The following is a 23,095-nucleotide window of genomic DNA, read 5'->3' on the forward strand; positions in this document are numbered from 1 at the left end:
GAGGGCGGTTGATCGGCGGGGCTAAAGTCGGCCGGCACGCCTCAGCGGGTGCCGAACATCCGGTCGCCGGCGTCGCCCAGGCCCGGCACGATGTAGCCGTGGTCGTTCAGGCGCTCGTCGATCGCCGCCGTCCAGATCGGCACGTCGGGATGGGCGGCCCGCATGCGGGCGATACCCTCGGGCGCCGCCAGCAGGCAGACGAAGCGCAGATCCTTGGCGCCGCGCTCCTTGAGCCGGTCGATCGCCGCCACCGCCGAATTGGCGGTCGCCAGCATCGGGTCGATCACCACGACGAGGCGGTCGGCGATGTCGGACGGCGCCTTGAAGTAGTATTCGACCGCCTGCAGGGTGTCGGGGTCGCGATAGAGGCCGATATGGGCGACGCGCGCCGCCGGCACCAGCGCCAGCATGCTGTCGAGGAAGCCGACGCCGGCGCGCAGGATCGGCGCGAAGACCAGCTTCTTGCCGGAGATCACCGGCTGCATCGAGGTCTGGAGCGGCGTCTCGATCTCGACCAGCTCGGTCGGCAGGTCGCGCGTCACCTCGTAGCAGAGCAGCATGCCGATCTCGTTCAGCAGCTGCCGGAAGCTCTTGGTGGACCGGTCCTTCTCGCGCATCAGCGTCAGCTTGTGCTGCACCAGCGGGTGGTCGACGACGGTGACGCCGTTTGCGCTCGTGGTCATGTAGCCCTGTTCCCTTCGTCGTGCCGCCGCGGTGTCGCCGGTCAGAATACGGTGCCGTCGCTGACGATGGTCAAGGGCGGCCCGCCGCCCTGCCGCCGCTCGCGCGCGATCCGCCGGCCGGCCGCCCAGGTCCCGCCCTCCAGCACCTTGGCCAGCGGCAATTGCTCGGTCGTCATGCCCAGCGCCTGGCGAACCAGTTCGCCGACCTCGTCGAGCAACGCAACCGTCAAGCCGCGCCATTCCACCACGAGCTGCGAGCCGACCTCGTGCGCGCGCGTCGCATCGGTGGGGTCCTTGAGCACGAGCACGCCCATGTCGAGGAAGAGGCCGCCATTGCGGTATTCCGGCAGGCCGGTCAGCTCGTCGATGCCGATCACCTCGATGCCGGCCCATTGCAGCGGCTCGATCAGCGAATAGCTCAGCCATTGCGAGAGCTTGTGGAAGGGCACGATGCCGGCCGTGCCGTCGGCGCCGCCGATCAGCGGATGACGCCAGCTGTCGCCGAGCGGGATGCCCGCCACGACGAGGCGCGAGGGCCAGATGCCGCCCAGTACCTCGAGCACCTGTGCCAGGATGTAGGAGGCGCGCAGCGAGCGCCCCTCGGCGGCGGCCGAGAGCCGGTCGAACAGATCGCCCGGGCGCGAAAGGCCCTGTCGCTTCAGCTCCTCGCCGAGCCGGTTCAGCAGGGCGGCGCGCCCGTCGAGCCCGATCAGCGGATTGCCGGGGCCGGCCTGGAAGCCCGCCGCCAGCGCGTCGGCGTCGAGCCGCCGCAGCGCGGCCGCGTCGACGCGATAGGGATCCTCCGGCCGCGCCGAGAAGGCGCCGGCGGCGAACATGTCGAGCGAGGCCAGCGCCAGCCCTTCCGAACGGCGAACGTCGTCGCCGGTCAGCGCGTCGCGATAGCGCCAGTCGGCGCCGGCACCGGCGTCGAGCAGCACGCTGACCACCGCGAGGTCATAGGCCGCGCGCCCGCGCGCCGCCGCGTCGGGAAAAGCCGCCTTCGCCGCCAGCGCCGCCCAGCGGTCGACGCCCACGACGGTGAAGTGCCGCCAGCGGGCATGGAAGGGAATGTCGAGCGAGGGATAGTTCTGCCGGATGGTCTCGAGCACATAGTCGGCGCAGGCCGGCAGTCGCGTCTCGTCCAGCGCGAAATGGCCGAGGCGGCCGGCGCGGGCCAGCGCCAGCATCTCCTGCGCCCGCTGGCGCACGGCATCGGGCTTCAGCAGGCGGCGGATCGCGTCCGGATTGGTGTCAGGCATGTCGTCGACCGCTCGCTGGGCCGGCCGCTGGCGGCCATGAAATCGTCCCTCCGCTCATCTCACGCCGCCCCCGCCGCGTCCACAGCTCAGAACTTTTCCAGATCGCGCCCCACCGTCGCCTTGAGGGCGTTGTCGCCGGGCGTGCCGTCCGGCGAGTAATAGCCCGCCGCCTTCTTCGCCTCGATCTCGACCGAGGCGTCGGGCGGGATCAGCTCGGGCGGGATGGCGACGCGCTCGCCGATCTCGATCCCGCTCTCGACCATGGCGTCGTATTTCATGTTCGACATCGACATCAGCCGGTCGATGCGGGTGACGCCGAGCCAGTGCAGCACGTCCGGCATCAATTGCTGGAAGCGTGCGTCCTGCACGCCGGCGACGCATTCGGTGCGCTCGAAATAGGTCGCGGCGGAATCGCCGCCCTCCTGGCGCTTGCGGGCATTGTAGACGAGGAACTTCGTGACCTCGCCGAGCGCCCTGCCCTCCTTGCGGTTGTAGACGATCAGGCCGACGCCGCCGCCCTGCGTTTCCTTCACCGCCTCCTCGATGCCGTGCACCAGATAGGGCCGGCAGGTGCAGATGTCGGAGCCGAACACGTCCGAGCCGTTGCACTCGTCATGGACGCGGCAGGCCAGGCGCTTGCGCGGATCGGCGATCGCCGAGACCTCGCCGACGACATAGGCGGTGATCGAGCCGATCGGCGGCAGGAAGACCTTGAGGTCCGGCCGCGTCACCAACTCGGGATACATGCCGCCGGTCTGCTCGAAGAGCGTGCGGCGCAGCTCCGTCTCGCTGGTGGCGAAGCGCTCGGCGATGCCGGGCAGGTGCCAGACGGGATCGACCGCGATCTTGGTGACGCTGATGTCGCCCGAGGCGTGGAGGATGTGCCCGTCGGCCGCGAGCCGGTGGGCTGCCATCGCGGCCAGGATCTCCGGCAGGTTCAGCCGCGCCTTGGTCACCGCGATGGTCGGGCGGATATCGACGCCCTCGCCGATCAGCCGGCCGAAATCCTGGGCGACGCGGTGGCCGAAGGGATCGAGCGAGACGATCTTGCCCGGCGCCGACCATTGCGGCTGCGGCAGGATGTCGGAGGTCGGATGGGTGTTGGTCAGGTCCGGCCGCTGCGACGGGTTCATGGCGCGGGCCGAGATCGCCAGCGCCCGGTAGACCGAATAGGAGCCGCCATGGGCGCCGATCACGTTGCGGTCGCCGGGCGCGGTGGTCGAGGCGATGATCGGCCCGCGCTCCTGCGCGGTTTCGGCGCCCCAGCGGACGGGGAAGCGCGTGGCGGCGCTGCCGGGCTCGGGATGGGAGGTCAGGCGGATATGCGTCGTGCGGTTCTGCGCAGTCATCGCGAGGGGCCCTGACAACGGGAAAGGGCCCCGGGACGGTTTCGCGTCCGGGGCCCTTGGACCTCGCGAAGTCTGGATCAGCGCCGAATATTCGTCAATCGGGCGCATGTCCCGCCGCGCGCGGCGGCCAGGGCTAGAACACCGCCAGATAGCGCAGCAGCGAGATGATGCCGATGATGATGACGATGATCTGCAGCACGTTCTTGATGTTGCCGTCGAGCGGCAGCATGCGCACCAGATACAGCACCAGACCGATCACCAGCACGGTGATGAAAAGCGAAATCAGAATGTTCATGCCTGAAATCCTCCGACACGGCCGGAAGCCGGCCCCCCGATGCGCAGACGGCGACGCATTCGCCGGCAGCGATCTCAGGCAGCAGAACGTCGCGGATCGGCAAAAGGTTCCGGTACGGGAGCCGGCGGCCGCCTGAGGCGGAATGCCGACGGGGAGGCGTGACCGGCGTCGTGCGCCGCCACGAGCGGCGGACGCACTCACGGCATGATGGAGCCGGACCCAGCTGGCAGCGCCTTCCAGCACCACTGACCGCCATGGCAGGCAGGCGCCGCCCTTCGGGGCGAGCGCGGAGAGCGCGGCGTGCCGGATCGCGGCACGCCGAGCCAGAAACATCAGCCGGCGATGCGGGAGAAATCCGCCACCGAGCGGGTGGCCTCGCGCAGCTGGTTGAGCAGGCGCAGGCGGTTGGCCCGCAGCGCCGGGTCGGGATCGTTGACCGTCACCTTGTCGAAGAAGGCGTCGACCGCCGGCCGCAATTCGGCGAGCGCGGCCATGGCGGCCTCGTAATCCTCGGCGGCGATGGCGGCCTCGGCCTTCGGCGCGGCCTGGCTCAGCGCGACCGCGAGCCCCTTCTCCTCGATCAGCCCGGCCTCGGCGATGAGCTGTAGGTCGGCGGCGGCGGCGAAGGCGCCCTCGCCATCCTTCTTCTCCTCGGCCTTGAGGATGTTGGCGGCGCGGCGGAAGCCCGCGAGCAGGTTCCTGCCATCCTCGGTCTCGAGGAAGCGGCCGAGCGCCGCGACCCGGCGGGTGATCAGCAGCAAGTCGTCATTGGCGGACGCGCCCTCGCCCAGCACCGCATCGACGAGATCGTGCCGCGCACCCTGCTCGCGCAGCATGACCTTGAGGCGGTCGTGGAAGAAGGAGAGGAGGTCGGCATCGGTCGCGATCGCGGCCAACCCCAACCGCACCCCGTTCTCGACCACCAGCCGGATCACGCCCAGCGCCGCGCGGCGCAGCGCATAGGGGTCCTTGCTGCCGGTCGGCTTCTCGTCGATCGCCCAGAAGCCGGTGAGCGTGTCGAGCTTGTCGGCGAGGGCGACGGCCACCGAAACGGGATCGCTCGGGACACGGTCTGACGGGCCGAGCGGCTTGTAGTGCTCCTCGATCGCCGCGGCGACGGAAGGATGCTCGCCCTGCAGTTCCGCATATTTGCGGCCCATCAGGCCCTGCAATTCGGGGAATTCGCCGACCATCTCGGTCGGCAGGTCGGCCTTGGCGAGTTTGGCGGCACGTTCCGCCAGCGCCGGGTCGGCGCCGGCGATCGGGGCCAGCTCCTTCGCCAGTGCTGCGATGCGCCGAACGCGCTCGCCTTGCGTGCCGAGCTTGGCATGGAAGACGACGCCGAGCCGGTCGAGCTTGGCCATGCGCTGGTCGAGCGGCTTGGCAAGGTCGAGGCCGAGATCGCCGGCGCTCTCCTGCAGCGTGTCGAGATCCGGCAGCGGGCCGCGATCGGTCTGCCAGAAATAGGCGGCGTCGGAGAGCCGTGCCCGCACGACGCGGCCATTGCCGGCGGTGATCGCCTTGCCGCCGTCGCTGGCTATCAGGTTCGAGACCGGGATGAAGCGGTTGGCCAGCGCGCCGGTGGCGGGATCGCGCAGCACGAAGCATTTCTGGTTGGCGCGGATGGTGGCGCGGATCGCCTCGCCGGGAATTGCGAGGAAGCGCTCCTCGAACTCGCCCATCAGCACCACCGGCCATTCGACCAGGCCGGCGACCTCCTCGAGCAGCCCCTCATCCTCGACCAGTTCGAGCCCGGCGGCGAAGGCCAGCGTCTGGGCGTCGGTGGCGATGATCTCCTTGCGCCGGTCGGCGTCGAGCACGACCTTCGCCTTCTCCAGCGAGGCGACATAGTCGTCGAAGCGCTTGACCGTGATCGGGCCGGGCGCATGGAAGCGGTGACCATAGGTGACGTTGCCCGAGCGGATGCCGTCGACCTCGAAGGGCACGATCTCGGTATCCTCGGTCTCGGCGCCGAAGGTGCAGAGGATCGAATGCAGCGGGCGCACCCAGCGCAGGCTGGCGCCGGCGGCCGAGGCCGCGCCCCAGCGCATCGATTTCGGCCAAGGAAAGGCGCGGATCACCGCCGGCACGATCTCGGCGATCGCGGCCAGCGTCTCCTGCCCCGGCTTCTCGATCACCGCGACGTAGGAATCGCCCTTCTTGGGGTCGCTGACGATGGTGGCCTGGTCGAGCGACGACAGGCCGGCGGCCTTGAGGAAGCCCTGGACCGCAGCCTCGGGCGCGCCGACGCGCGGGCCCTTGCGCTCCTCGCGAACATCGTTGCCGCGCACCGGCAGGCCGGCGACGTGCAGCGCCAGCCGCCGCGGCGTCGCGAAGGCCATGGCGCCCTCATAGACGAGGCCACGCTCGACCAGCGCGTCGGTGACGAGCTTCTTGAGGTCGTCAGCCGCGCGCCGCTGCATGCGCGCCGGAATTTCCTCGGAGAAAAGTTCGAGCAGGAGATCAGGCATCAGTTCGCTCCCCCGCCGGCCGTCTTGAGCCAGGCGGCGCCGCAGGCCTTGGCGAGCTCGCGCACGCGCAGGATGTAGCTCTGGCGCTCGGTGACCGAGATCACGCCGCGCGCATCGAGCAGGTTGAAGACGTGGCTCGCCTTGATGCACTGGTCATAGGCCGGCAGGGCGAGCGCATGGCGGCCTTCCTCGCTCTCGCCGGCGGCGAGCAGCGCCTTGCACTCGCCCTCGGCGTCGGCGAAGTGGCGGAACAGCATCGCGGTGTCGGCGTGCTCGAAATTATGCCGAGAGAATTCCTGCTCGGCCTGCAGGAAGACGTCGCCATAGGAGACGCGGTCCGCCCCCTCCTGGCCGTTGAAGTTGAGGTCGTAGACGTTCTCGACGCCCTGGACATACATGGCCAGCCGCTCGAGCCCATAGGTGAGCTCGCCCGCGACGGGGGCGCATTCGACGCCCGCGACCTGCTGGAAATAGGTGAACTGGCTCACCTCCATGCCGTCGCACCAGCACTCCCAGCCCAGCCCCCAGGCGCCGAGCGTCGGGCTCTCCCAGTCGTCCTCGACGAAGCGCACATCGTGCAGCGCGAGATCGACGCCGATCGCGGCAAGCGAGTCGAGATAGAGCTGCTGCAGGTCCGGCGGCGACGGCTTCAGGATGACCTGGAACTGGTAATAGTGCTGGAGCCGGTTGGGGTTCTCGCCATAGCGCCCGTCCTTGGGCCGGCGCGAGGGCTGCACATAGGCGGCCTTCCACGGCTTCGGCCCGAGCGCGCGCAGCGTGGTGGCCGGATGGAAGGTGCCGGCGCCGACCTCCATGTCGTAGGGCTGCAGGACGACGCAGCCCCGCTCGGCCCAGAAGCGCTGCAGCGTCAGCAGCAGCCCCTGGAAGGAGCGGGTCGGGTTCAGCGGATCTGAGGCAGACGCGGCCACGGGCTCAAGCCTTCGGACAGGGAGGAAACAGGCGCGGTGATTAGGGGCTCGCGACGGCCCCGGTCAAGTTCCGGCGCATGAACGCCATGTGAACCCGACGGCCGGGATCGCGTTCAGGAGAGATCGCTAATCTCGTGATCCATCGGGCGAGACCGGTTCTGTCTTCCGCAAGGGAGATGCCCGGGCAAGTGCCCATCCAGCAGCAGGAGAGACGACATGCTGTCGAACCGTATCACCGCCGCCCTGTTCGGCGCCGGCGCCCTTCTCGCCGCCGGCCTCGCCACGGCGCCCGCTTCCGCCGCGCCGCTGGCCGCCGGCGGCCTGCCCGTCGCGCAGGCGCAGGGCGATCTCGTCCAGCAGGCCTGGCATCGCGGCCGTCCGCATTACCGCGGCCATCGCCCGCATCATTATGGCCGTCCGGTCTATCGCCCGCGCTGCTTCTTCCAGGACCGCCGCGTCTGGAACGGCCATCGCTGGGTGGTCCGCCCGGTCCGCGTCTGCCGCTGATCGCGCAGGCGCACGAGACGAGACCGGCCGGCCCGACCCGGGCCGGCCGGAGCCACAGCGAAGGACAGGTTCCATGCTTCGCACGCTTCTTCCCGCCGTCGCCACGGCGATCGTCCTCGGGGCCTCCAGCCTGACGGCCGTTCCGGCCGCGGCGCAGCCCTACCCTTACGGCTATGACGGCTCCGGCCCCGGCTTCCGCTTCGGCCCGCCGCCGCCCCCGCCGCCGCGCTATGGCGGCTATGGCCGCCCGTATTACGGCTATGGCCGCCCCTATTACGGCCCGCGCTGCTTCTACCGGCCGGTGCGCTATTGGGACGGTTGGGGCTGGGTGGTGCGCGAGCGCCGCGTCTGCCGCTGATCAGGCGAGCAGCGCCGCGCCGCGGTGAACCGCCTCGGCCTGCGGCGTGAACCGCCCGTCATCGTCGTTGAGAACGAAAGCCGGCAGGATCTCTGCCGGCTTTCTGCTGCCGGAGAGCGCCGAGACCAGCACGCGGATCGCCGGCTTCCCGGCCTGCGCATGCACGGGGCGGATGGACACCGCGCCGAAGCCCGCGCCCAGCCCGGCGAGGATCTCGCCCAGCGCCTCGGCACGATGAATGATCGTCACCCCGCCCCGCGGCTTCAGGATGCGGCGCGCATCGGCGAGCCAGCTCGCCAGCGTGGTGTCGGCGACATGGGCGGCACCGCGGTTCGGCACCGGCGAGATGCGCGCCTCGCCCGGCTGGAAGAAGGGCGGGTTCATCGCCACCCAATTGGCCTGCTGCCCCGGCAGCGCCGCCCTCAGGCTGCCCGCGCCCGTGCCGCCGATCGCGGCTGTGACCGTGGCGACCCGCTCGCCAAGACCATTGAGTGCGGCGTTGCGGGCCGCGAGCCCCGCCAGTTCGGGATCGCGCTCGACCAGGATCGCCGAGAGCGCCGGCTGGCGCAGCGCCACCGCGAGCCCGACCGTGCCGGCGCCGGCACCGAAATCCGCCAGCGTGCCGCCGCCGAGATCAGGAATCGCCGCCGCGAGCAGGATCGCATCCGAACCGGCGCGATGGCCGCGGCAGGGCTGGAGCAGGCGCAGCGCGCCGCCGAGCACGCGATCCTCCGCCACCGGCCCGAGACCGGGCAGCACCTCGCCGTCCGCCGCGATGTCAGCCATGGCGCAACTCCGCGCCGAAGCCGGCCTCGACCAGCAGGGCACGGGCGCGCTGGCTATCGGCCTCGCGCACCAGCAGCCGGCGCGGGAATGCGCCGATCATGCCCTCCAGCGCGCTGATGTGTTCGTCGGCGATCAGGCAATCCAGATTCGCCGCAGACAGCAGCGCCTCGACGGCACCGAGCAGCACGAGATCGTTCGAGCGGAGCAGTTCATGCATGCCGCCATGGAGCCCATGGCACGAAGGGCACGCAAGCGCAAAAATCGCCGCCGCGCCCGCGGTCGCGGCAAATTGCACCGGCTTGTGATGATTGCGGGGGCTGGCCACGCATGCGACGGTCTGGCAATGCAAAGCGCGGGCGGAAGCGTCGCCCGGAGAGACAGTCGGAGCTTGAGCGTGGGCGTTGTCGTGGCCTTCGAGGACAAGGAAGCCGGAAAGGCCGGGATCGAGGCGCTGGTCGGGCTGACCCGCGCCGACATGGAGCGCGTCAACGCGATGATCCTGTCGCGCACCGGCTCGGACGTGACGATGATCCCGGAGGTCGCCAACCACCTGATCTCTTCCGGCGGCAAGCGGCTGCGGCCGATGCTGACGCTCGCCACCGCCGCCCTGTGCGACTATGCCGGCGAAGGCCATGTCAAGCTCGCCGCCTCGGTCGAGTTCATGCACACCGCGACCCTGCTGCACGACGACGTGGTCGACGAGAGCGACATGCGCCGCGGCAAGCTCGCCGCCCGCATGGTCTGGGGCAACGAGGCCAGCGTGCTGGTCGGCGACTTCCTGCTCGGCCAAGCCTTCAAGATGATGGTCGAGGTCGGCTCGCTGCGCGCGCTCGACATTCTCTCCACCGCCGCCTCGGTGATCGCGGAAGGCGAGGTGATGCAGCTCGCCGCCGCCAAGAACACCGAGACCAGCGAGGACGAATACCTCGCGGTGATCCGCGGCAAGACGGCGGAGCTCTTCGCCGCCGCCTGCGAGGTCGGCCCGGTGATCGCGGCCGCCTCCAAGGCCCATGCCGCCGCCTGCCGCAGCTACGGGCTCAACCTCGGCATCGCCTTCCAGCTCGTCGACGACGCGCTGGACTATGGCGGCTCCGCCGGCCAGCTCGGCAAGAATGTCGGCGACGATTTCCGCGAGGGCAAGATCACGCTGCCGGTGGTGCTGTCCTTCCGCCGCGGCGACGAGACCGAGCGCGGCTTCTGGCGCCGCGTGCTGCAGGATGGCGATGTCCGCGACGGCGATCTGGAGCATGCCCAGTCGCTGATGCGCCGCCATGGCGCGATCCAGGACACGGTCGAACGGGCGCGGCACTACGCCAAGATGGCCAAGGATGCGCTCGGCCTCTTCCCGGCCTCGCCGATGAAGCAGGCGCTCGACGACGCGGTCGATTTCTGCGTCTCGCGGGCCCACTGAGGCCCGCGCGGCCTTCAGGACAGCATCGTCGCCTTCACCCACCAGCCCGACCGGGCGCGCGCCAGCGTGCGCGCCGCGTCGGCCGCCTGCCCGCAGTCGTCGAACAGGCCGAAGCAGGTGGCGCCCGAGCCCGACATGCGCGCAAGCCGGCAGCCAGGCAGGCCGGAGAGTTCTGCAACGACCTCTGCGATCACCGGTGCGACCCTACAGGCCGGCGCTTCCAGATCATTGCGATCGCCCGCCAGCGCCGCGTGAAACGCGGTCGGATCACCGCTGTCGACGGTGGGATCACCTTTCTCCGTGTCAGCGCGCATGGCCCCCCGCGCCAGCCCGAGCGCCGAGAAGACCGCGGCGGTCTCGACCGGCACGCCCGGATTGGCCAGCACGGAGAACAACCGCGGCAGGCGCAGCGGCGCGCCGAGCCGTTCGCCGATGCCGCGCATCATCCGCGCCCGCGGCTGCAGGCAGACCGGCACATCGGCGCCGATCGCGGCCGCGACCGCGAGGAGAACGGGATCGTCGAGGCGCAGGCCGTTGAGCCGGGCGAGCAGGCGCAGCGCGGCGGCCGCGTCGGCCGAACCGCCGCCGATGCCCGAGGCCACCGGCAGGCGCTTGACCAGATGGAAACGGCCGGAGCGCAGGCCGGGCAGCGCCGCGCGCAGGCCGCGCTCGGCCTTGAGCACGAGATTGTCCGGCCCGGCCGAAAGGGCCGCGCCGAACGGCCCCGCCAGCGTCATCGACCCGTCTTCGCCGGGATGCAGCGTCAGCGAATCGCCGGTGCCGGCGAAGGCCACCAGGCTTTCGAGCGCGTGATAGCCGTCGGCACGGCGCCCGAGCACGCGCAGCGTCAGGTTGACCTTGGCCGGTGCGCGGGCGGTCAGCATCCGGGACGGCCCGGTCGGCGAGCGGCCCTCACGCGAGCGACGCCCGCGCGCGGGCCGGGCGCGGTCTGGCGCTGGCGGTCATGCACGGACGGCCCGGCAGGGAGGCTCAGCCTCCCTCCTTCTTCGGCTCCGCCGCATTCGCCGAGGGACCGTCGTCGAGGCCCTTCTCGATCTTGCGAAGGATCTTCGGCTTGTCCTCGGGCTCCGGCCCGAGATCGCGGGCATGGTTCCACTGGAAGCGGGCCTCGCGCTCGCGGCCGGTGCGCCAGTAGGCGTCGCCAAGATGATCGTTGATCACCGGATCGGCCGGGCGCAGCTCGACCGCGCGCTCGAGCTCGACCACCGCCTCGTCGAAGCGGCCGAGCCGGTAGAAGGCCCAGCCGAGCGAATCGGTGATGTAGCCGTCGCGCGGGCGCAGCTCGACGGCGCGGCGCAGCATGCCGAGCGCCTCATCGAGCTTCATGTGCTGGTCGACCAGCGAATAGCCGAGATAGTTCAGCACCAGCGCGCGCTCGCGGCCAAGCGATTCCGGCAGCAGCTCCAGCGCCTTGCGCAGGTCCGCCTCGGCCTTGCTCCACTGCTTTGTGCGCTCGTAGGCGATGCCGCGCGCGTAGAACAACGACCACTGGCTGCGTTCCGGCGGCGACGGCAGCTTGGCCACCGCCTTGTCATAGGCCGCGGCGGCCTCGGCGAACTGCTTGCGCGAGCGATAGATGTTGCCGAGCGCAGAGATCGCGTCGATGTCGTCCGGACGCGCCGCGATCAGCGCCTCCATATGCTTCACCGCCTCTTCCGAGCGCCCGAGCGATTCGAGGCCAAGCCCGATCTGGATGTCGGCGACCGGCTTCAGCGCCGAGGTGGCCGGCATCTTGCGGTAGACCTCGACGGCGTCGGCGGTCTGCTTGGCGCGCTCTAGGATGTCGCCCAGCGTCAGCACGGCGAGATCGTGGCCCGGGTCGAGATGCACGGCGAGCTGGAGGTAGAGCAGCGCGGTCGCCTCGTCGCCCTGCATGATGCCGGCGCTGGCGAGACCGTAGAGCACCTCGGCGGCGCCCTCCTGCACATTGGCGACGCCGCGCGGCAGGGGCTGGTCGGCCAGCAGCCGCTCGCGCTCGGCCTTCACGATCGGATGGTCGGGGCGGACAGTGCGCTCGTACTCGTCGAGCGTCGCCAGCGCCGCCTTGCGGTCACCCTGGCGCGCCTGGAAGCGGGCCCAGAGATCGACGAGGCGCAGATTGGTCTTCTCGGCCTCATAGGCCGCCTGGAGCCGGCGGGCCGCCTCCTTGCGACGCCCGGCGACGTCGAGAATCAGGCCGGAATGGAAATCGCGGAAGCGGTCGAAGCTCGGCTCGCCGCGCAGCCGCTCGACCGTGTCGAGAGCGCTCTTGGTCTGGCCCGAGCCCTGATGCGCCCAGGCGGCGAGCAAGGTCGCGGTCAGGTCCGCCGCCCGGCCACGGCCGCCGCGCTGGAAATGGCGGCGCGCCGTCCCGTACTGCTTCTGGCCGATCGCCCGCACGCCGAGCACCAGCTGGGCCAGCCCGTTGGTCGGATCGTTGCGCACCAGCTGCTCGGCGGCGCGGAAGCTGTCGCGCATCGAGCCGTCGGCGAGGAAGGCGATGAAGCCACGCTCCAGCAATTCCTCGTTGCGGGGATCGTTGCGGATCGCCTCGCGCAGATAGAGCGAGGCGGCCGAGAGATCGCGCGCCGAGCCGGCGACCACGGCCGCGAGGTAATTGCCCTCGAGGCTTTCGGCCGGCACGAAACGCTCGTCGTCGGCGTCGGCTGTGTCGCGCGCGAAGGCGGGCGAACCCGCATGGAGAATCGCCAGCAAAGCCAGCGTCCGCAGGACGCCATGCTTGCGGCCGTCGCTCTTGAACCTCACCTTCGCCATACTCCCTCGGCCCGCTCCCGAGCTTGCGCCGGAGCCGTTCCGCCGACCGAACCGCGCCTGACCGGTTAAGCGCGCACCATGGCCGTTTCCGGGCAGCGGGACAAGTGCGGCAACGACGCCGCCAAGGCCCAAAAGCGGCCTGCGCGGCAGCTGGGCCACACTGTCGAACGCGATCCAGCCGCAAGACCCGCGCAAGTCTCTCCGCCTGGAAATACGCTCCGGCGCGACGGTTTCGATAGTTGATCCGGCCGCCGCGTAAGGCCTGCGCCCCGGGGCCCCGCACCGTCACCACCGCCCGCACGCGCGTTGCCTTCGCGGCTGCGAGAACCGCTCTGTCGCGCCCTGTCGCCGAGAGCCGCGCCGGCCGGCGAGCTTGCCAAGACGCGAAAGGCCGCGTGACGGATCACGCGGCCTTTCGGTCAGACGCCTGTCGGCGGAGCGTCGATCACATGTTCGAGTAGTTGGGGCCGCCCGCCCCTTCCGGCACGGTCCAGGTGATGTTCTGGGCCGGGTCCTTGATGTCGCAGGTTTTGCAGTGGACGCAGTTCTGCGCGTTGATCACGAAGCGCGGGTCGGTCTTGGCCTCGGGATTCTCGTAGACGATCTCGTAGACGCCCGCCGGGCAGTAGAGCCGCGCCGGCTCGCCATAGAGCGGCAGGTTCTGCGTCACCGGCACGCTCGGATCGGCGAGCTTCAGATGCGCCGGCTGGTCCTCCTCGTGATTCGTCGCCGAGAGGAAGACCGAGGAGAGCTTGTCGAAGGAGATCTTGCCGTCGGGCTTCGGGTAGACGATCGGCTTGACCTCGGCGATCGGCTTCAGCGTGGCATGGTCGGGCTTGCCGTGGCCCATGGTGCCGAAGGGCGACCAGCCGAAGAGCTGGTTCATCCACATGTCGACGCCGCCGAGGACGACGCCGCCGATCGTGCCGAACTTCGACCAGAGCGGCTTGACGTTGCGCACCGGCCGCAGGTCGCGGCCAATCTCGGAGACGCGCCAGCCATCCTCGATCTCGCGGACCTCGTCATGGGCCCGGCCCGCCTGCAGCGCCGGCACGAGATGCTCGGCCGCCAGCATGCCCGACAGGATGGCGTTGTGGCTGCCCTTGATGCGCGGGACGTTGACCAGGCCTGCGGCGCAGCCGAGCAGCGCCCCGCCCGGGAAGGTCAGCTTCGGCACCGACTGGAAACCGCCCTCGGTGATGGCGCGCGAGCCATAGGCCAGGCGCTTGCCGCCCTCGAAGACGTCCCGGATCATCGGGTGCGTCTTGAAGCGCTGGAACTCGTCGAAGGGCGAGAGCGTCGGGTTGGTGTAGTTGAGGTGGACGACGAAGCCGACCGAGACCAGGTTGTCGTCGAAATGATAGAGGAAGGAGCCGCCGCCGGTCGACATGTCGAGCGGCCAGCCGAAGGAGTGCTGCACCAGCCCCTTGCGGAACTTCTCCGGCGCGACCTGCCAGATCTCCTTCAGGCCGATGCCGAACTTCTGGGGCTCGCGCCCCTCGGCGAGCGCGAAGCGCTTCATCGCGATCTTGGTGAGCGAGCCGCGGGCGCCCTCGCCCAGCAGGGTGTAGCGGCCGCGCAGCTCCATGCCGCGGGTGAAGCGGTCGCTGACGCTGCCGTCCTTGGCGATGCCCATATCGCCGGTGGCGATGCCGGCGACCGAGCCGTCCTCGTTGAACAGCAGCTCGGCGGCGGCGAAGCCGGGATAGATCTCGACGCCGAGCGCCTCGGCCTGCGCGGCGAGATAGCGCGCCACCAGGCCGAGCGAGCCGACGAAGTTGCCGTGATTGTTCATCAGCTTCGGCATGGCGAAGTTCGGCAGGCGCACGCCGCCGGCCGGGCCGAGGAAGTAGAACAAGTCCTCGCTGACCTCGGTGGTCAGCGGCCGGGCCTCGTCGCTGCGCCAGTCCGGCAGCAGCCGGTCGAGGCCGATCGGGTCGATCACCGCACCCGAGAGGATATGGGCGCCGACCTCGGAGCCCTTCTCGACCACCACGACGGAGACGTTCTCGTCGAGCTGCTTCAGCCGGATCGCGGCCGCGAGGCCGGCCGGGCCCGCCCCGACGATCACGACGTCGTAATCCATGCTCTCGCGCGGCGTGCTCCGGGCTTCCTCGAGATTCATGCTGGCCTCCGAACCGCGCCGTGATCGAACCGGCAGTTTGTTTGTATGCAAACAAACTAGCCTATCGCGCCCGGGCTCGCCACGGGCAGATTGGAACCCCTCTATCCGGGCGTCCGCGTATTTTTGCAACAGCGAACAGCCTCGCATCGCGCCGGAACGCGCGATATCATGCATGCATGTCGCTGGACGCCGCCCTCGCAGCCGAACTGATCGCCTGGTACGCCGAGATGGGCGTGACCGAGGCGTTGGACGAAACGCCGCACGATCATTTCGCGGCGCCTGCGCCGGTACGCAGCGCGCCCGAGCGCCTGCCCGGCCAGGGCCAGCAACAGATCCGCAAGCCGGCCGTCGTGGCGATCGCGCCGCCGGACGAGGCCGCGGTCACCGCCCGCGAACTCGCCTCCTCCGCCGAGACGCTCGAGGCGCTGCGCACCGCGCTCGCCGGCTTCGAAGGCTGCGCGCTGAAGGCCACCGCCAAGAATCTCTGCTTCGCCGACGGCAATCCCGAAGGCCGGGTGATGATCGTCGGCGAAGCACCCGGCGCCGACGAGGACCGCGCCGGCCTGCCCTTCGTCGGCCGCTCCGGCCAGTTGCTCGACCGCATGCTGGCGGCGATCGGCCTGACGCGGAAGGAGCATGTCTACATCGCCAACACCGTGCCCTGGCGCCCACCCGGCAACCGCACGCCGACGCCGCAGGAGGTTGCGATCTGCCTGCCCTTCATCCAGCGCCAGATCCAGCTCGCCGATCCCGACTTCCTGGTCTGCATCGGCAAGCCCTCTGCGCAGGGCCTGCTCGGCGTCACCAGCATCATGGCCACGCGCGGGCGCTGGCTGGACTACGACACCGGCAGCCGGATGATCCGGGCGATCCCGATGCTCCACCCGGCCTATCTGCTGCGCAAGCCGCTCGACAAGCGCCTGGCCTGGCGCGACCTGCGCACGCTGAAGGCGGCGCTCGACGGCGGCTGAGGCGCGCCGTTTTCCACACGCGACCGCTCTTGAGTTCCACCGGCCGCTCGCGGACAGTGCCGGAACCGGCGCGGTCGGCATGCGTTCACGCTGGCGCCTCTATCTGATATCGGCCGGATCGGCCCCACCGGGACCAGCCGGCCGGTGCGCGGCCTCAGGATCAGGACTCTCTCGATGCGTTGGGACGATTACCGCCAGTCCGACAATCTCGAAGACCGCCGCGGCGGCGGCCAGTTCGCCGGCGTTCCGGGCGGGCGCGGCGGACTCGGCATCGGCACGATGGTGGCGCTCGGCCTGCTCGGCTGGGCGCTCGGCATCGATCCGCGCATCCTGATCGGCGGCGCCGAGATGATCGGCGGCCTCGGCGGCGGCGCGCCGACGCAACAACAGAGCTCCGGCCCGCCGAAGGACGATATCGGCCGCTTCGTCTCGACCGTGCTGGCGATGAACGAGGACGTCTGGACCAAGGTGCTGCCGCAGCAGGGCAACCGCCGCTATCAGGCGCCGCGCCTGGTGATGTTCGACGGCGTCACCCGTTCCGGCTGCGGCACCGCGCAATCGGCGATGGGCCCGTTCTACTGCCCGAACGACCAGCGGGTCTATCTCGACACCTCCTTCTTCCAGGAGATGCGGCGCCGGCTCGGCGGCGGCGGCGAGTTCGCCTATGCCTATGTGATCGGCCACGAGGTCGGCCACCACATCCAGAACCTGCTCGGCATCCTGCCCAAGGTCCACGAGCTGCGCCAGCGCGTCTCGGAGCGCGAATCGAACCAGCTCTCGGTGCGCGTCGAGCTGCAGGCCGACTGCTTCGCCGGCGTCTGGGCCTACAATGTCAAGGCGATGGACCGGATCGAGCCCAACGACATCGAGCAGGCGATGCGTACCGCCGAGGCGATCGGCGACGACAAGCTGCAGCAGGCCGGGCGCGGCACGGTGGTGCCGGATTCCTTCACGCACGGCTCCTCGGCGCAGCGCATGCGCTGGTTCAATGCCGGCTTCCGCTCTGGCTCGCTGCAGAGCTGCGACACCTTCCGCACCGACAATCTCTGAGCCGCGCAAAGAGTCGGGCGCCGCGCCCGCTCAGACGCCGCCGGCCGCGGCACGCTCGCGCCGGACGCGCAGGCGCCGGGGCACGCGCGCCAGACGGCCCGCGAGAATCTGCGGCTTCGGCGCGAGCAGGCCGGCCCTGAGGGCGCGGCCGGCGAGCAGGAGAGCGAGCCGCTCGGGCAGCGCGCCGAAGCCCGAAAGCGGCAGCAGCGCCGGCGCGCCGGGGGCCGCCAGCAGATGCCGCTCGATTGCCGCCAGCCAATGCGGCTCGGGCAGGTCGCCGGCATCGAGCAGCAGCAGCCAGTCGCCGCGCGCAGCCTCCGCCCCCTGCCGCCAGGCGGCGGCTGGCCCGGCTCGCACATAGCTGGCGCCCGTCTCGTCGGCGAAGCGCGCCGCCACGTCGTCCTCGGCATCGCCGACCAGCACGGCATGGCCGAGAACGCCCTCCGCGACGGCGGGAATCAGCAAGGCCAGCGTCGCGGCCAGCGCCGCGGCATCGCCTGTCGAACGGATGACGGCCGTGATCATGCGGCTAGGCTATGCCGCAGCGCAGCATGCGGCAATGGCGACGGCCGATCTCAGGCCCCTTGCATTTTGTTCCCTATATGTTCACATCAGTCACGGAGATACCAGACGGGCGGAGCCCAGCCATGATTCTCACCAGACCCACGGCGCGGCCGGAGCCGCAGCGCCAGCGTGTCGCCGGGAGCCTCGCCACCCCGCAGGTCGCGCCGACCGACCCGCTCGCCAATGCCGGCCACCGTATCGACCCGGAGCGGCGCCGCGGGCGCGGCGCGACGCTCAACCCCGGCGGCCGCTTCGAGAGCGAGCAGCGCCAGGAGGCGGATGACGGCTGGGGCTCGCTCGGCGAGCTGCCGCCCTTCGAGACCGAGGTGACGGTCGAGAAGGCGCGCACCATCATCACGCGCAACGATTCGCCCGATATTTCGTTCGACCGCTCGATCAATCCCTATCGCGGCTGCGAGCATGGCTGCGTCTACTGCTTCGCGCGGCCGAGCCACGCCTATCTCGGCCTGTCGCCCGGGCTCGATTTCGAGAGCAAGCTGACCGCCAAGCCCGACGCCGCGGCGCTGCTGGAAAAGGAATTGTCGGCGGCAGGCTACCAGCCGCGGACCATGGCGATCGGCACCAACACCGACGCCTACCAGCCGATCGAGCGCAAGCTGCGGATCATGCGCGGCATCCTCGAAGTGCTGTCGCGCTTCAACCATCCGGTCGGCATCGTTACCAAGTCGGCGCTGGTCCAGCGCGACATCGACATTCTGGCGCCGATGGCGGCGAAGGGGCTGGTCAAGGTCGCGCTCTCGGTGACGACGCTCGACCCGAAGGTGGCGCGCACCATGGAGCCGCGCGCCGCCGCGCCCGCCAAGCGGCTGGAGACGATCCGCAAGCTGAGCGAGGCCGGCATCCCGGTCACCGTGCTGGTCGCGCCGATCATTCCGGCGATCAACGAGCACGAGATCGAGCGCATCCTCGATTCCGCCCGCGCGGCCGGCGCCCGCGAGGCAGGCTATGTGCTGCTGCGCCTGCCGCTCGAGGTGAAGGAGCTGGTGCACGACTGGCTGCTGACCCATCACCCCGACAAGCTGCGCCATGTCGTCTCGCTGATCCGCTCGACCCGCGACGGCAAGGATTACGACGCGGCCTGGGGCCAGCGGCAGGTCGGCACCGGTCCCTATGCCTGGATGATCGGGCGGCGCTTCGAGATGGCGGCCGAGCGGCTGGGCTTCAACACCAGCCGGCAGCGCCTGCGCACCGACCTGTTCCTGCGGCCCGAGCGTGAGAAGGCCCAGCTCAGCCTGTTCTGAGCAGGAGCGGTTCGGGCACGCGCGCGCGCTTGCTGTGGATGCCGGGCCGGCCATGCAGACCGCGCCGGGACGATCTGGCATAGGCCTCGCCATGGCAGCAGATTTCCAGCGCGAACTGGCCGCGATGGCAGCCGGGCATGCTCGGGTCGCCGGCATGGACGAGGTCGGCCGCGGACCGCTGGCCGGGCCGGTGGTCGCCGCCGCCGTGGTGCTCGATCCGGCACGGATCCCGCCCGGCCTCGGCGATTCCAAGACGCTGACCGCGCGCCGCCGCGAGGCGCTGTTCGGCCAGATCCTCGATTGTGCCGAGGGCGTCGGCATCGGCAGCGCCTCGGCGGCCGAGATCGACCGGCTCAACATCCGCCAGGCGACGCTGCTCGCGATGCGGCGCGCCGCCGCGGCCCTGCCGCAACCACCGGACATGGTCTTCGTCGACGGCAACGACCCGCCGGAGCTGCCCTGCGCCTGCGAGGCGGTGATCGGCGGCGACCGGCTGCTCTGCTCGGTCGCCGCAGCCTCGATCGTCGCCAAGGTGATGCGCGACCGGATGATGGCGCGGCTCGCGCTGGTCCACCCCGCCTATGGCTTCGCTGCGCATGCCGGCTACGGCACCGCCGCCCATCGCGCGGCGCTGACGGCGTACGGCCCCTGCCCGGCCCACCGCTATTCCTTCGCGCCGATCAAGGGTGTCTGGACGCGGCCCGCGGGCTGACGCAGGCCGCCGAGCGCGCGCACCGGCACCATGTTCTTTCATGCGCGGCGCGCATGACGGCACCCAATCGTCACTGTTTTCGGCCTGCCCCGCCCGACCCGGCGGCAGAGCCTTAACGCGCCTTAACCATCAGGTCGAATTCATCAATCAATACAATGGAATAGGCAAAATCTGCAGCCCCAGAACGGGACAGATTTTTTTCAATCGGGAAACTCCGCCTTTACCCTGTCCGGCCAAGATCGCGATCGTTGAAGTTGCGTAACGGTCTTGGCGTCATGAGTACCTCGCGTACCGGGACCGCCAGTGCTCCCGTCCGGATTCAGGTTTCGCGTACCGGACGGCCAGCACTGGGGGCCCGGATGAAGGCCAAGGGCCTTCCCACCCTCACGGGCATCTCCGCGGAGTTGCCGCTCGACCAGGTGATCGTCGGCGATTGCGTCGCTGCGATCGAGGCCCTGCCGCCTGCGAGCGTCGACCTGATCTTCGCGGATCCGCCCTATAATCTCCAGCTCGGCGGCGATCTGCGCCGGCCGGACGACAGCCTCGTCGACGCCGTCGACGACGACTGGGACAAGTTCGCCTCCTTCGCCGATTACGACGCCTTCACCCGCGCCTGGCTCACCGCCTGCCGCCGCGTGCTGAAGCCGGACGGGGCGCTGTGGGTGATCGGCTCCTACCACAACATCTTCCGCGTCGGCGCGACGCTGCAGGATCTCGGCTTCTGGATGCTGAACGACATCGTCTGGCGCAAGGCCAATCCGATGCCGAACTTCCGCGGCCGGCGCTTCACCAATGCGCATGAGACGCTGATATGGGCCGCCCGCGGCCCGCAGTCGAAATACACCTTCCATTACGAGGCGCTGAAGGGCGGCAATGACGACCTGCAGATGCGCTCGGACTGGTATCTGCCGCTCTGCACCGGCGATGAGCGCCTGAAGGACGACAAGGGCAGCAAGGTCCACCCGACCCAGAAGCCCGAATCGCTGCTGGCGCGCGTTCTCCTCTCGGCCAGCAATCCCGGCGACGTGGTGCTCGATCCGTTCTTCGGCACCGGGACGACCGGTGCCGTCGCCAAGGCGCTGGGCCGCCGCTTCATCGGCATCGAGCGCGAGCAGAGCTACGCCCAGGCGGCCCGCCGGCGCATCGCCGCGGTCGAGCCGCTGCCGCCGGAAGCCTTCTCGACGGCGCCTTCGAAGCGCAGCGAGCCGCGCGTGCCCTTCCTCTCGCTGATCGAGGCGGGGCTGGTCAGGGCCGGCGAGACGGTGTTCGACGAGAAGCAGCGCCACAGCGCGGTGATCCGCGCCGACGGCACGCTGGTGCTCGGCCCGGCCATCGGCTCGATCCACAAGGTCGGGGCGCTGGCGCAGGGTCTTCCGAGCTGCAATGGCTGGACCTTCTGGCATGTCGAGCGCGACGGCGAAGCCATGCTGATCGACCGCCTGCGCGGCGAGATCCGCGCCCGGATGGCGGCGGCCTGAGCCGCCGCCGCGAGACCTGCCGCTAGCGGTCGCCCAGCGCCGCCAGCCCCGCTTCCAGCGCCTTGAGGAAGACGGTCGGAAACGCTTCCTCGCCCAGCCGCGCGAACGGCGTGAAGCGCATGCCGTCCGGCGCCAGCGCGTCCATGGGCAGCGACGCGGCATAGACGCTCAGTTCCAGCGGAAAATGCGTGAAGACATGGCGCACCGGTGCGGGCACCCGGCGCCAGTTCGCGGCGAGCGGCGCGTGACGCAGCGCCTCGCTCTCGCGATGATCGGCACTCCAGGCGCTGCCCGGAACCTCGACCATCCCGCCCAGCAGCCCCTTGGCGGGCCGGGTGCGCACCAGCACCGCACCATCCTCGCGCCGGCCGACGAAGGCGGCGCCATAGCGGGTCGCACCGGTCTTCTTCGGCGCCTTGCGCGGATAGGTTTCCTGCGTGCCCGCCGCTCGCGCGGCACAGGGCGCCATCCAGGGGCAGAGTCCGCAGGCCGGCGTGCGCGGCGAGCAGATCGTGGCGCCGAGATCCATCAGCGCCTGGGCGAAATCGCCGGGCCTGTCGGCCGGCAGCAGGGCGAGCACCCGCTCGCGCACCAGCGGCTTGGCCGCCGGCATCTCGGCGTCGATGGCGAACAGGCGGGTGATCACCCGCTCGACATTGCCGTCGACGGCCGCCGCCGGCCGGCCGAAGGCGATCGCCGCGACCGCCCCGGCGGTGTAGGCGCCGATCCCCGGAAGGGCGCGAAGCCCCTCTTCCGTATCGGGGAAGCGCCCGTGATGCGCCTCCGCGACGAGGCGGGCGCAGGCGTGGAGGTTACGAGCGCGGGAATAATAGCCGAGCCCGGCCCAGGCCTGCATCACCGCCTCGGACGGCGCCGCAGCTAGCGCCTCGACGCTGGGAAAGCGGGCGAGGAAGCGCTCGAAATAGGGCTTTACCGCCGCGATCGTGGTCTGCTGGAGCATGATCTCCGAGAGCCAGACGCGATAGGGATCGGCCTGCTCGCCGGGCAGCGCCCGCCAGGGCAGCACCCTGCGGTGGCGGTCGTACCAGGCGAGGAGGTCGGCGGCGTCGGGACGGGCGGAGGCGCTCATGCCCCCGGTTTAGCGCGGCCCCATCCGCCTGCAAGCAGAAGCGGAACCGGCTCGCCATGCGGACCGGGGAAACTCGGTGCCAGACCGGCGGGGCACGCCAGCCGCGCCCGCAGGGCGACCGGCTCGCCGCCGGCCTTGGCGGCGTACATCAGCATGTCGGCCTGGCCGAGCAGCGCGTCGACGGTCGTCCGCGAAGGCGCTTCGGCCACGCCGATCGCGGCCCCGACCTGCAGCGCGCATTCGCCGATGGCGATCGGCTCGGCGATGCGGGCCCCGAGCGCCCGGTAGCGCGCGAGCGAGAGATCGTCGCCCGCGTCATGGCGCGAGACCACGGCGAACTCGTCGCCGCCGAGGCGCGCGACGAGATCGCCGCAGCCGCGCCAGGCCTCGAGCCGGCCGGCGACGACGCGCAGCACCTCGTCGCCGATGGCGTGGCCGTAGCGGTCGTTGACCGCCTTGAAGCCGTTGAGGTCAATATAGGCGAGGAGGACGCGCTCGCCGCGCCGCTCGGCCAGCACCCGGGCGAGATGGCTCTCGAAGGCGGCCCGGTTGTGCAGCCCGGTCATGGCATCGCGCAGGGCGGCGTCGAGCAGCGACCGCTCGAAGGCCTTGCGCTGCGCATTGTCGGTGACGATCTCGATATCGACGCTCTCGCCATGGACGCGGCGGCGCTGGGCGCTGATCAGGGTCGGGACGATGCGGCCGCTGACATGCAGCATGTCGATCTCGGCCTGCTCGTAATGGCCCTGGCCGTCGAGCAGGGCCATGCGGCGCATCCGGGCCGGATCGTCCATGGCATAGGGCAGATCCTGGCAGAGCGGACGGCCCAGCACCTCGCCGCAATCCCGGCCGACCAGGGCCAGATAGGCCCGGTTGACCTTTAGGTAGCGGGATTGCTCGTCGATCGTGGACAGCGAGAAGGCCACCGGCGACAGCTCGAACAGATCGTCGAGCACGAGATCGATGACTTCCTTCGAGACCATGGACGCTAAGCCGGTTCATCAGGGCCGGGCGCGACGG

22 protein-coding genes are annotated in these 23,095 nt (G+C 70.4%); 8 read left to right on the forward strand and 14 right to left on the reverse strand.

The genetic code is table 11. The features are described from left to right. Positions 1-41: 41 nt before the first annotated feature. The 6 genes from upp to ABE438_RS14010 form a co-directional block, all read right to left on the reverse strand. The gene (gene upp, locus ABE438_RS13985) at positions 42-683 is read right to left on the reverse strand and encodes a uracil phosphoribosyltransferase (RefSeq protein ID WP_346503249.1); all 642 of its coding nucleotides are present in this window, start codon (positions 681-683) and stop codon (positions 42-44) included. 41 nt (positions 684-724) lie between these two features. Further along, the gene (locus ABE438_RS13990) at positions 725-1,942 is read right to left on the reverse strand and encodes a URC4/urg3 family protein (protein ID WP_346503250.1); all 1,218 of its coding nucleotides are present in this window, start codon (positions 1,940-1,942) and stop codon (positions 725-727) included. Positions 1,943-2,028: 86 nt separating this feature from the next. Then, positions 2,029-3,291, reverse strand: a complete 1,263-nt coding sequence (locus ABE438_RS13995; protein WP_346503251.1) for a GTP cyclohydrolase II — start codon at positions 3,289-3,291, stop codon at positions 2,029-2,031. Positions 3,292-3,424: 133 nt separating this feature from the next. After that, complete coding sequence (locus ABE438_RS14000; protein WP_346503252.1) at positions 3,425-3,586, reverse strand: Thivi_2564 family membrane protein; 162 nt, start codon at positions 3,584-3,586, stop codon at positions 3,425-3,427. A 332-nt stretch (positions 3,587-3,918) separates the two neighbouring features. After that, a complete protein-coding gene (gene glyS, locus ABE438_RS14005; protein WP_346503253.1) occupies positions 3,919-6,057 on the reverse strand; it encodes a glycine--tRNA ligase subunit beta in 2,139 nt (712 codons plus the stop codon). Then, the gene (locus tag ABE438_RS14010; RefSeq protein ID WP_346503332.1) at positions 6,057-6,962 is read right to left on the reverse strand and encodes a glycine--tRNA ligase subunit alpha; all 906 of its coding nucleotides are present in this window, start codon (positions 6,960-6,962) and stop codon (positions 6,057-6,059) included. Before ABE438_RS14010 ends, glyS begins: the two co-directional genes overlap by 1 nt. A 240-nt stretch (positions 6,963-7,202) precedes the next feature. Between ABE438_RS14010 and ABE438_RS14015 the strand changes: the two genes are divergently transcribed. Together ABE438_RS14015 and ABE438_RS14020 are read left to right on the forward strand one after the other, a co-directional pair. Beyond that, positions 7,203-7,493: a hypothetical protein gene (locus ABE438_RS14015; protein ID WP_346503254.1), complete on the forward strand. Its 291-nt coding sequence runs from the start codon at positions 7,203-7,205 to the stop codon at positions 7,491-7,493. Positions 7,494-7,566: 73 nt separating this feature from the next. Further along, the gene (locus tag ABE438_RS14020) at positions 7,567-7,851 is read left to right on the forward strand and encodes a hypothetical protein (protein ID WP_346503255.1); all 285 of its coding nucleotides are present in this window, start codon (positions 7,567-7,569) and stop codon (positions 7,849-7,851) included. Here the strand turns inward: ABE438_RS14020 and ABE438_RS14025 are convergent, their stop codons facing one another. Together ABE438_RS14025 and ABE438_RS14030 are read right to left on the reverse strand one after the other, a co-directional pair. Beyond that, positions 7,852-8,637: a tRNA1(Val) (adenine(37)-N6)-methyltransferase gene (locus ABE438_RS14025; RefSeq protein WP_346503256.1), complete on the reverse strand. Its 786-nt coding sequence runs from the start codon at positions 8,635-8,637 to the stop codon at positions 7,852-7,854. It abuts the gene before it with no gap. Beyond that, the gene (locus tag ABE438_RS14030; protein ID WP_465248618.1) at positions 8,630-8,962 is read right to left on the reverse strand and encodes a putative signal transducing protein; all 333 of its coding nucleotides are present in this window, start codon (positions 8,960-8,962) and stop codon (positions 8,630-8,632) included. Before ABE438_RS14030 ends, ABE438_RS14025 begins: the two co-directional genes overlap by 8 nt. Positions 8,963-9,031: 69 nt before the next feature. Here ABE438_RS14030 and ABE438_RS14035 point away from each other — a divergent pair, with 69 nt between their 5' ends. After that, on the forward strand, positions 9,032-10,048 hold the full coding sequence (locus ABE438_RS14035; RefSeq protein ID WP_346503257.1) for a polyprenyl synthetase family protein: 1,017 nt from the start codon (positions 9,032-9,034) through the stop codon (positions 10,046-10,048). Positions 10,049-10,062: 14 nt separating this feature from the next. On the opposite strand, the gene ABE438_RS14040 is transcribed toward ABE438_RS14035, so the two are convergent. From ABE438_RS14040 to ABE438_RS14050, 3 genes are all read right to left on the reverse strand, one after another. Then, a complete protein-coding gene (locus tag ABE438_RS14040) occupies positions 10,063-10,932 on the reverse strand; it encodes a 4-(cytidine 5'-diphospho)-2-C-methyl-D-erythritol kinase (RefSeq protein ID WP_346503258.1) in 870 nt (289 codons plus the stop codon). 106 nt (positions 10,933-11,038) lie between these two features. Next, entirely contained in the window at positions 11,039-12,814 is a 1,776-nt protein-coding gene (locus ABE438_RS14045) for a tetratricopeptide repeat protein (protein ID WP_346503259.1), read from the reverse strand. A 454-nt stretch (positions 12,815-13,268) separates the two neighbouring features. Beyond that, positions 13,269-14,948 carry an electron transfer flavoprotein-ubiquinone oxidoreductase gene (locus ABE438_RS14050; protein WP_346503260.1) on the reverse strand — a complete coding sequence of 560 codons (1,680 nt, stop codon included), beginning with the start codon at positions 14,946-14,948 and terminating at the stop codon, positions 13,269-13,271. A gap of 176 nt (positions 14,949-15,124) precedes the next feature. Here ABE438_RS14050 and ABE438_RS14055 point away from each other — a divergent pair, with 176 nt between their 5' ends. Next, entirely contained in the window at positions 15,125-15,919 is a 795-nt protein-coding gene (locus ABE438_RS14055) for a uracil-DNA glycosylase (RefSeq protein WP_346503261.1), read from the forward strand. Between the two features lie 174 nt (positions 15,920-16,093). Further along, positions 16,094-16,969, forward strand: a complete 876-nt coding sequence (ypfJ, locus tag ABE438_RS14060; RefSeq protein ID WP_346503262.1) for a KPN_02809 family neutral zinc metallopeptidase — start codon at positions 16,094-16,096, stop codon at positions 16,967-16,969. 30 nt (positions 16,970-16,999) lie between these two features. On the opposite strand, the gene ABE438_RS14065 is transcribed toward ypfJ, so the two are convergent. Beyond that, positions 17,000-17,494, reverse strand: a complete 495-nt coding sequence (locus ABE438_RS14065; RefSeq protein WP_346503263.1) for a glycosyltransferase family A protein — start codon at positions 17,492-17,494, stop codon at positions 17,000-17,002. Between the two features lie 122 nt (positions 17,495-17,616). Here ABE438_RS14065 and ABE438_RS14070 point away from each other — a divergent pair, with 122 nt between their 5' ends. The 3 genes from ABE438_RS14070 (at position 17,617) to ABE438_RS14080 (ending at position 20,985) form a co-directional block, all read left to right on the forward strand. Further along, positions 17,617-18,795: a PA0069 family radical SAM protein gene (locus ABE438_RS14070; protein WP_346503264.1), complete on the forward strand. Its 1,179-nt coding sequence runs from the start codon at positions 17,617-17,619 to the stop codon at positions 18,793-18,795. 91 nt (positions 18,796-18,886) lie between these two features. Further along, on the forward strand, positions 18,887-19,507 hold the full coding sequence (locus tag ABE438_RS14075) for a ribonuclease HII (RefSeq protein ID WP_346503265.1): 621 nt from the start codon (positions 18,887-18,889) through the stop codon (positions 19,505-19,507). Positions 19,508-19,782: 275 nt separating this feature from the next. Beyond that, complete coding sequence (locus ABE438_RS14080; protein WP_346503266.1) at positions 19,783-20,985, forward strand: site-specific DNA-methyltransferase; 1,203 nt, start codon at positions 19,783-19,785, stop codon at positions 20,983-20,985. 22 nt (positions 20,986-21,007) lie between these two features. Here the strand turns inward: ABE438_RS14080 and mutY are convergent, their stop codons facing one another. Both mutY and ABE438_RS14090 read right to left on the reverse strand, forming a co-directional pair. Further along, the gene (mutY, locus tag ABE438_RS14085) at positions 21,008-22,075 is read right to left on the reverse strand and encodes an A/G-specific adenine glycosylase (protein WP_346503267.1); all 1,068 of its coding nucleotides are present in this window, start codon (positions 22,073-22,075) and stop codon (positions 21,008-21,010) included. Next, positions 22,072-23,058: a sensor domain-containing protein gene (locus ABE438_RS14090; RefSeq protein ID WP_346503268.1), complete on the reverse strand. Its 987-nt coding sequence runs from the start codon at positions 23,056-23,058 to the stop codon at positions 22,072-22,074. Before ABE438_RS14090 ends, mutY begins: the two co-directional genes overlap by 4 nt. Positions 23,059-23,095 lie beyond the last annotated feature (37 nt).

Source organism: Allobosea sp. TWI1241 (genome assembly GCF_039673065.1).
Taxonomy (GTDB): domain Bacteria; phylum Pseudomonadota; class Alphaproteobacteria; order Rhizobiales; family Beijerinckiaceae; genus Allobosea.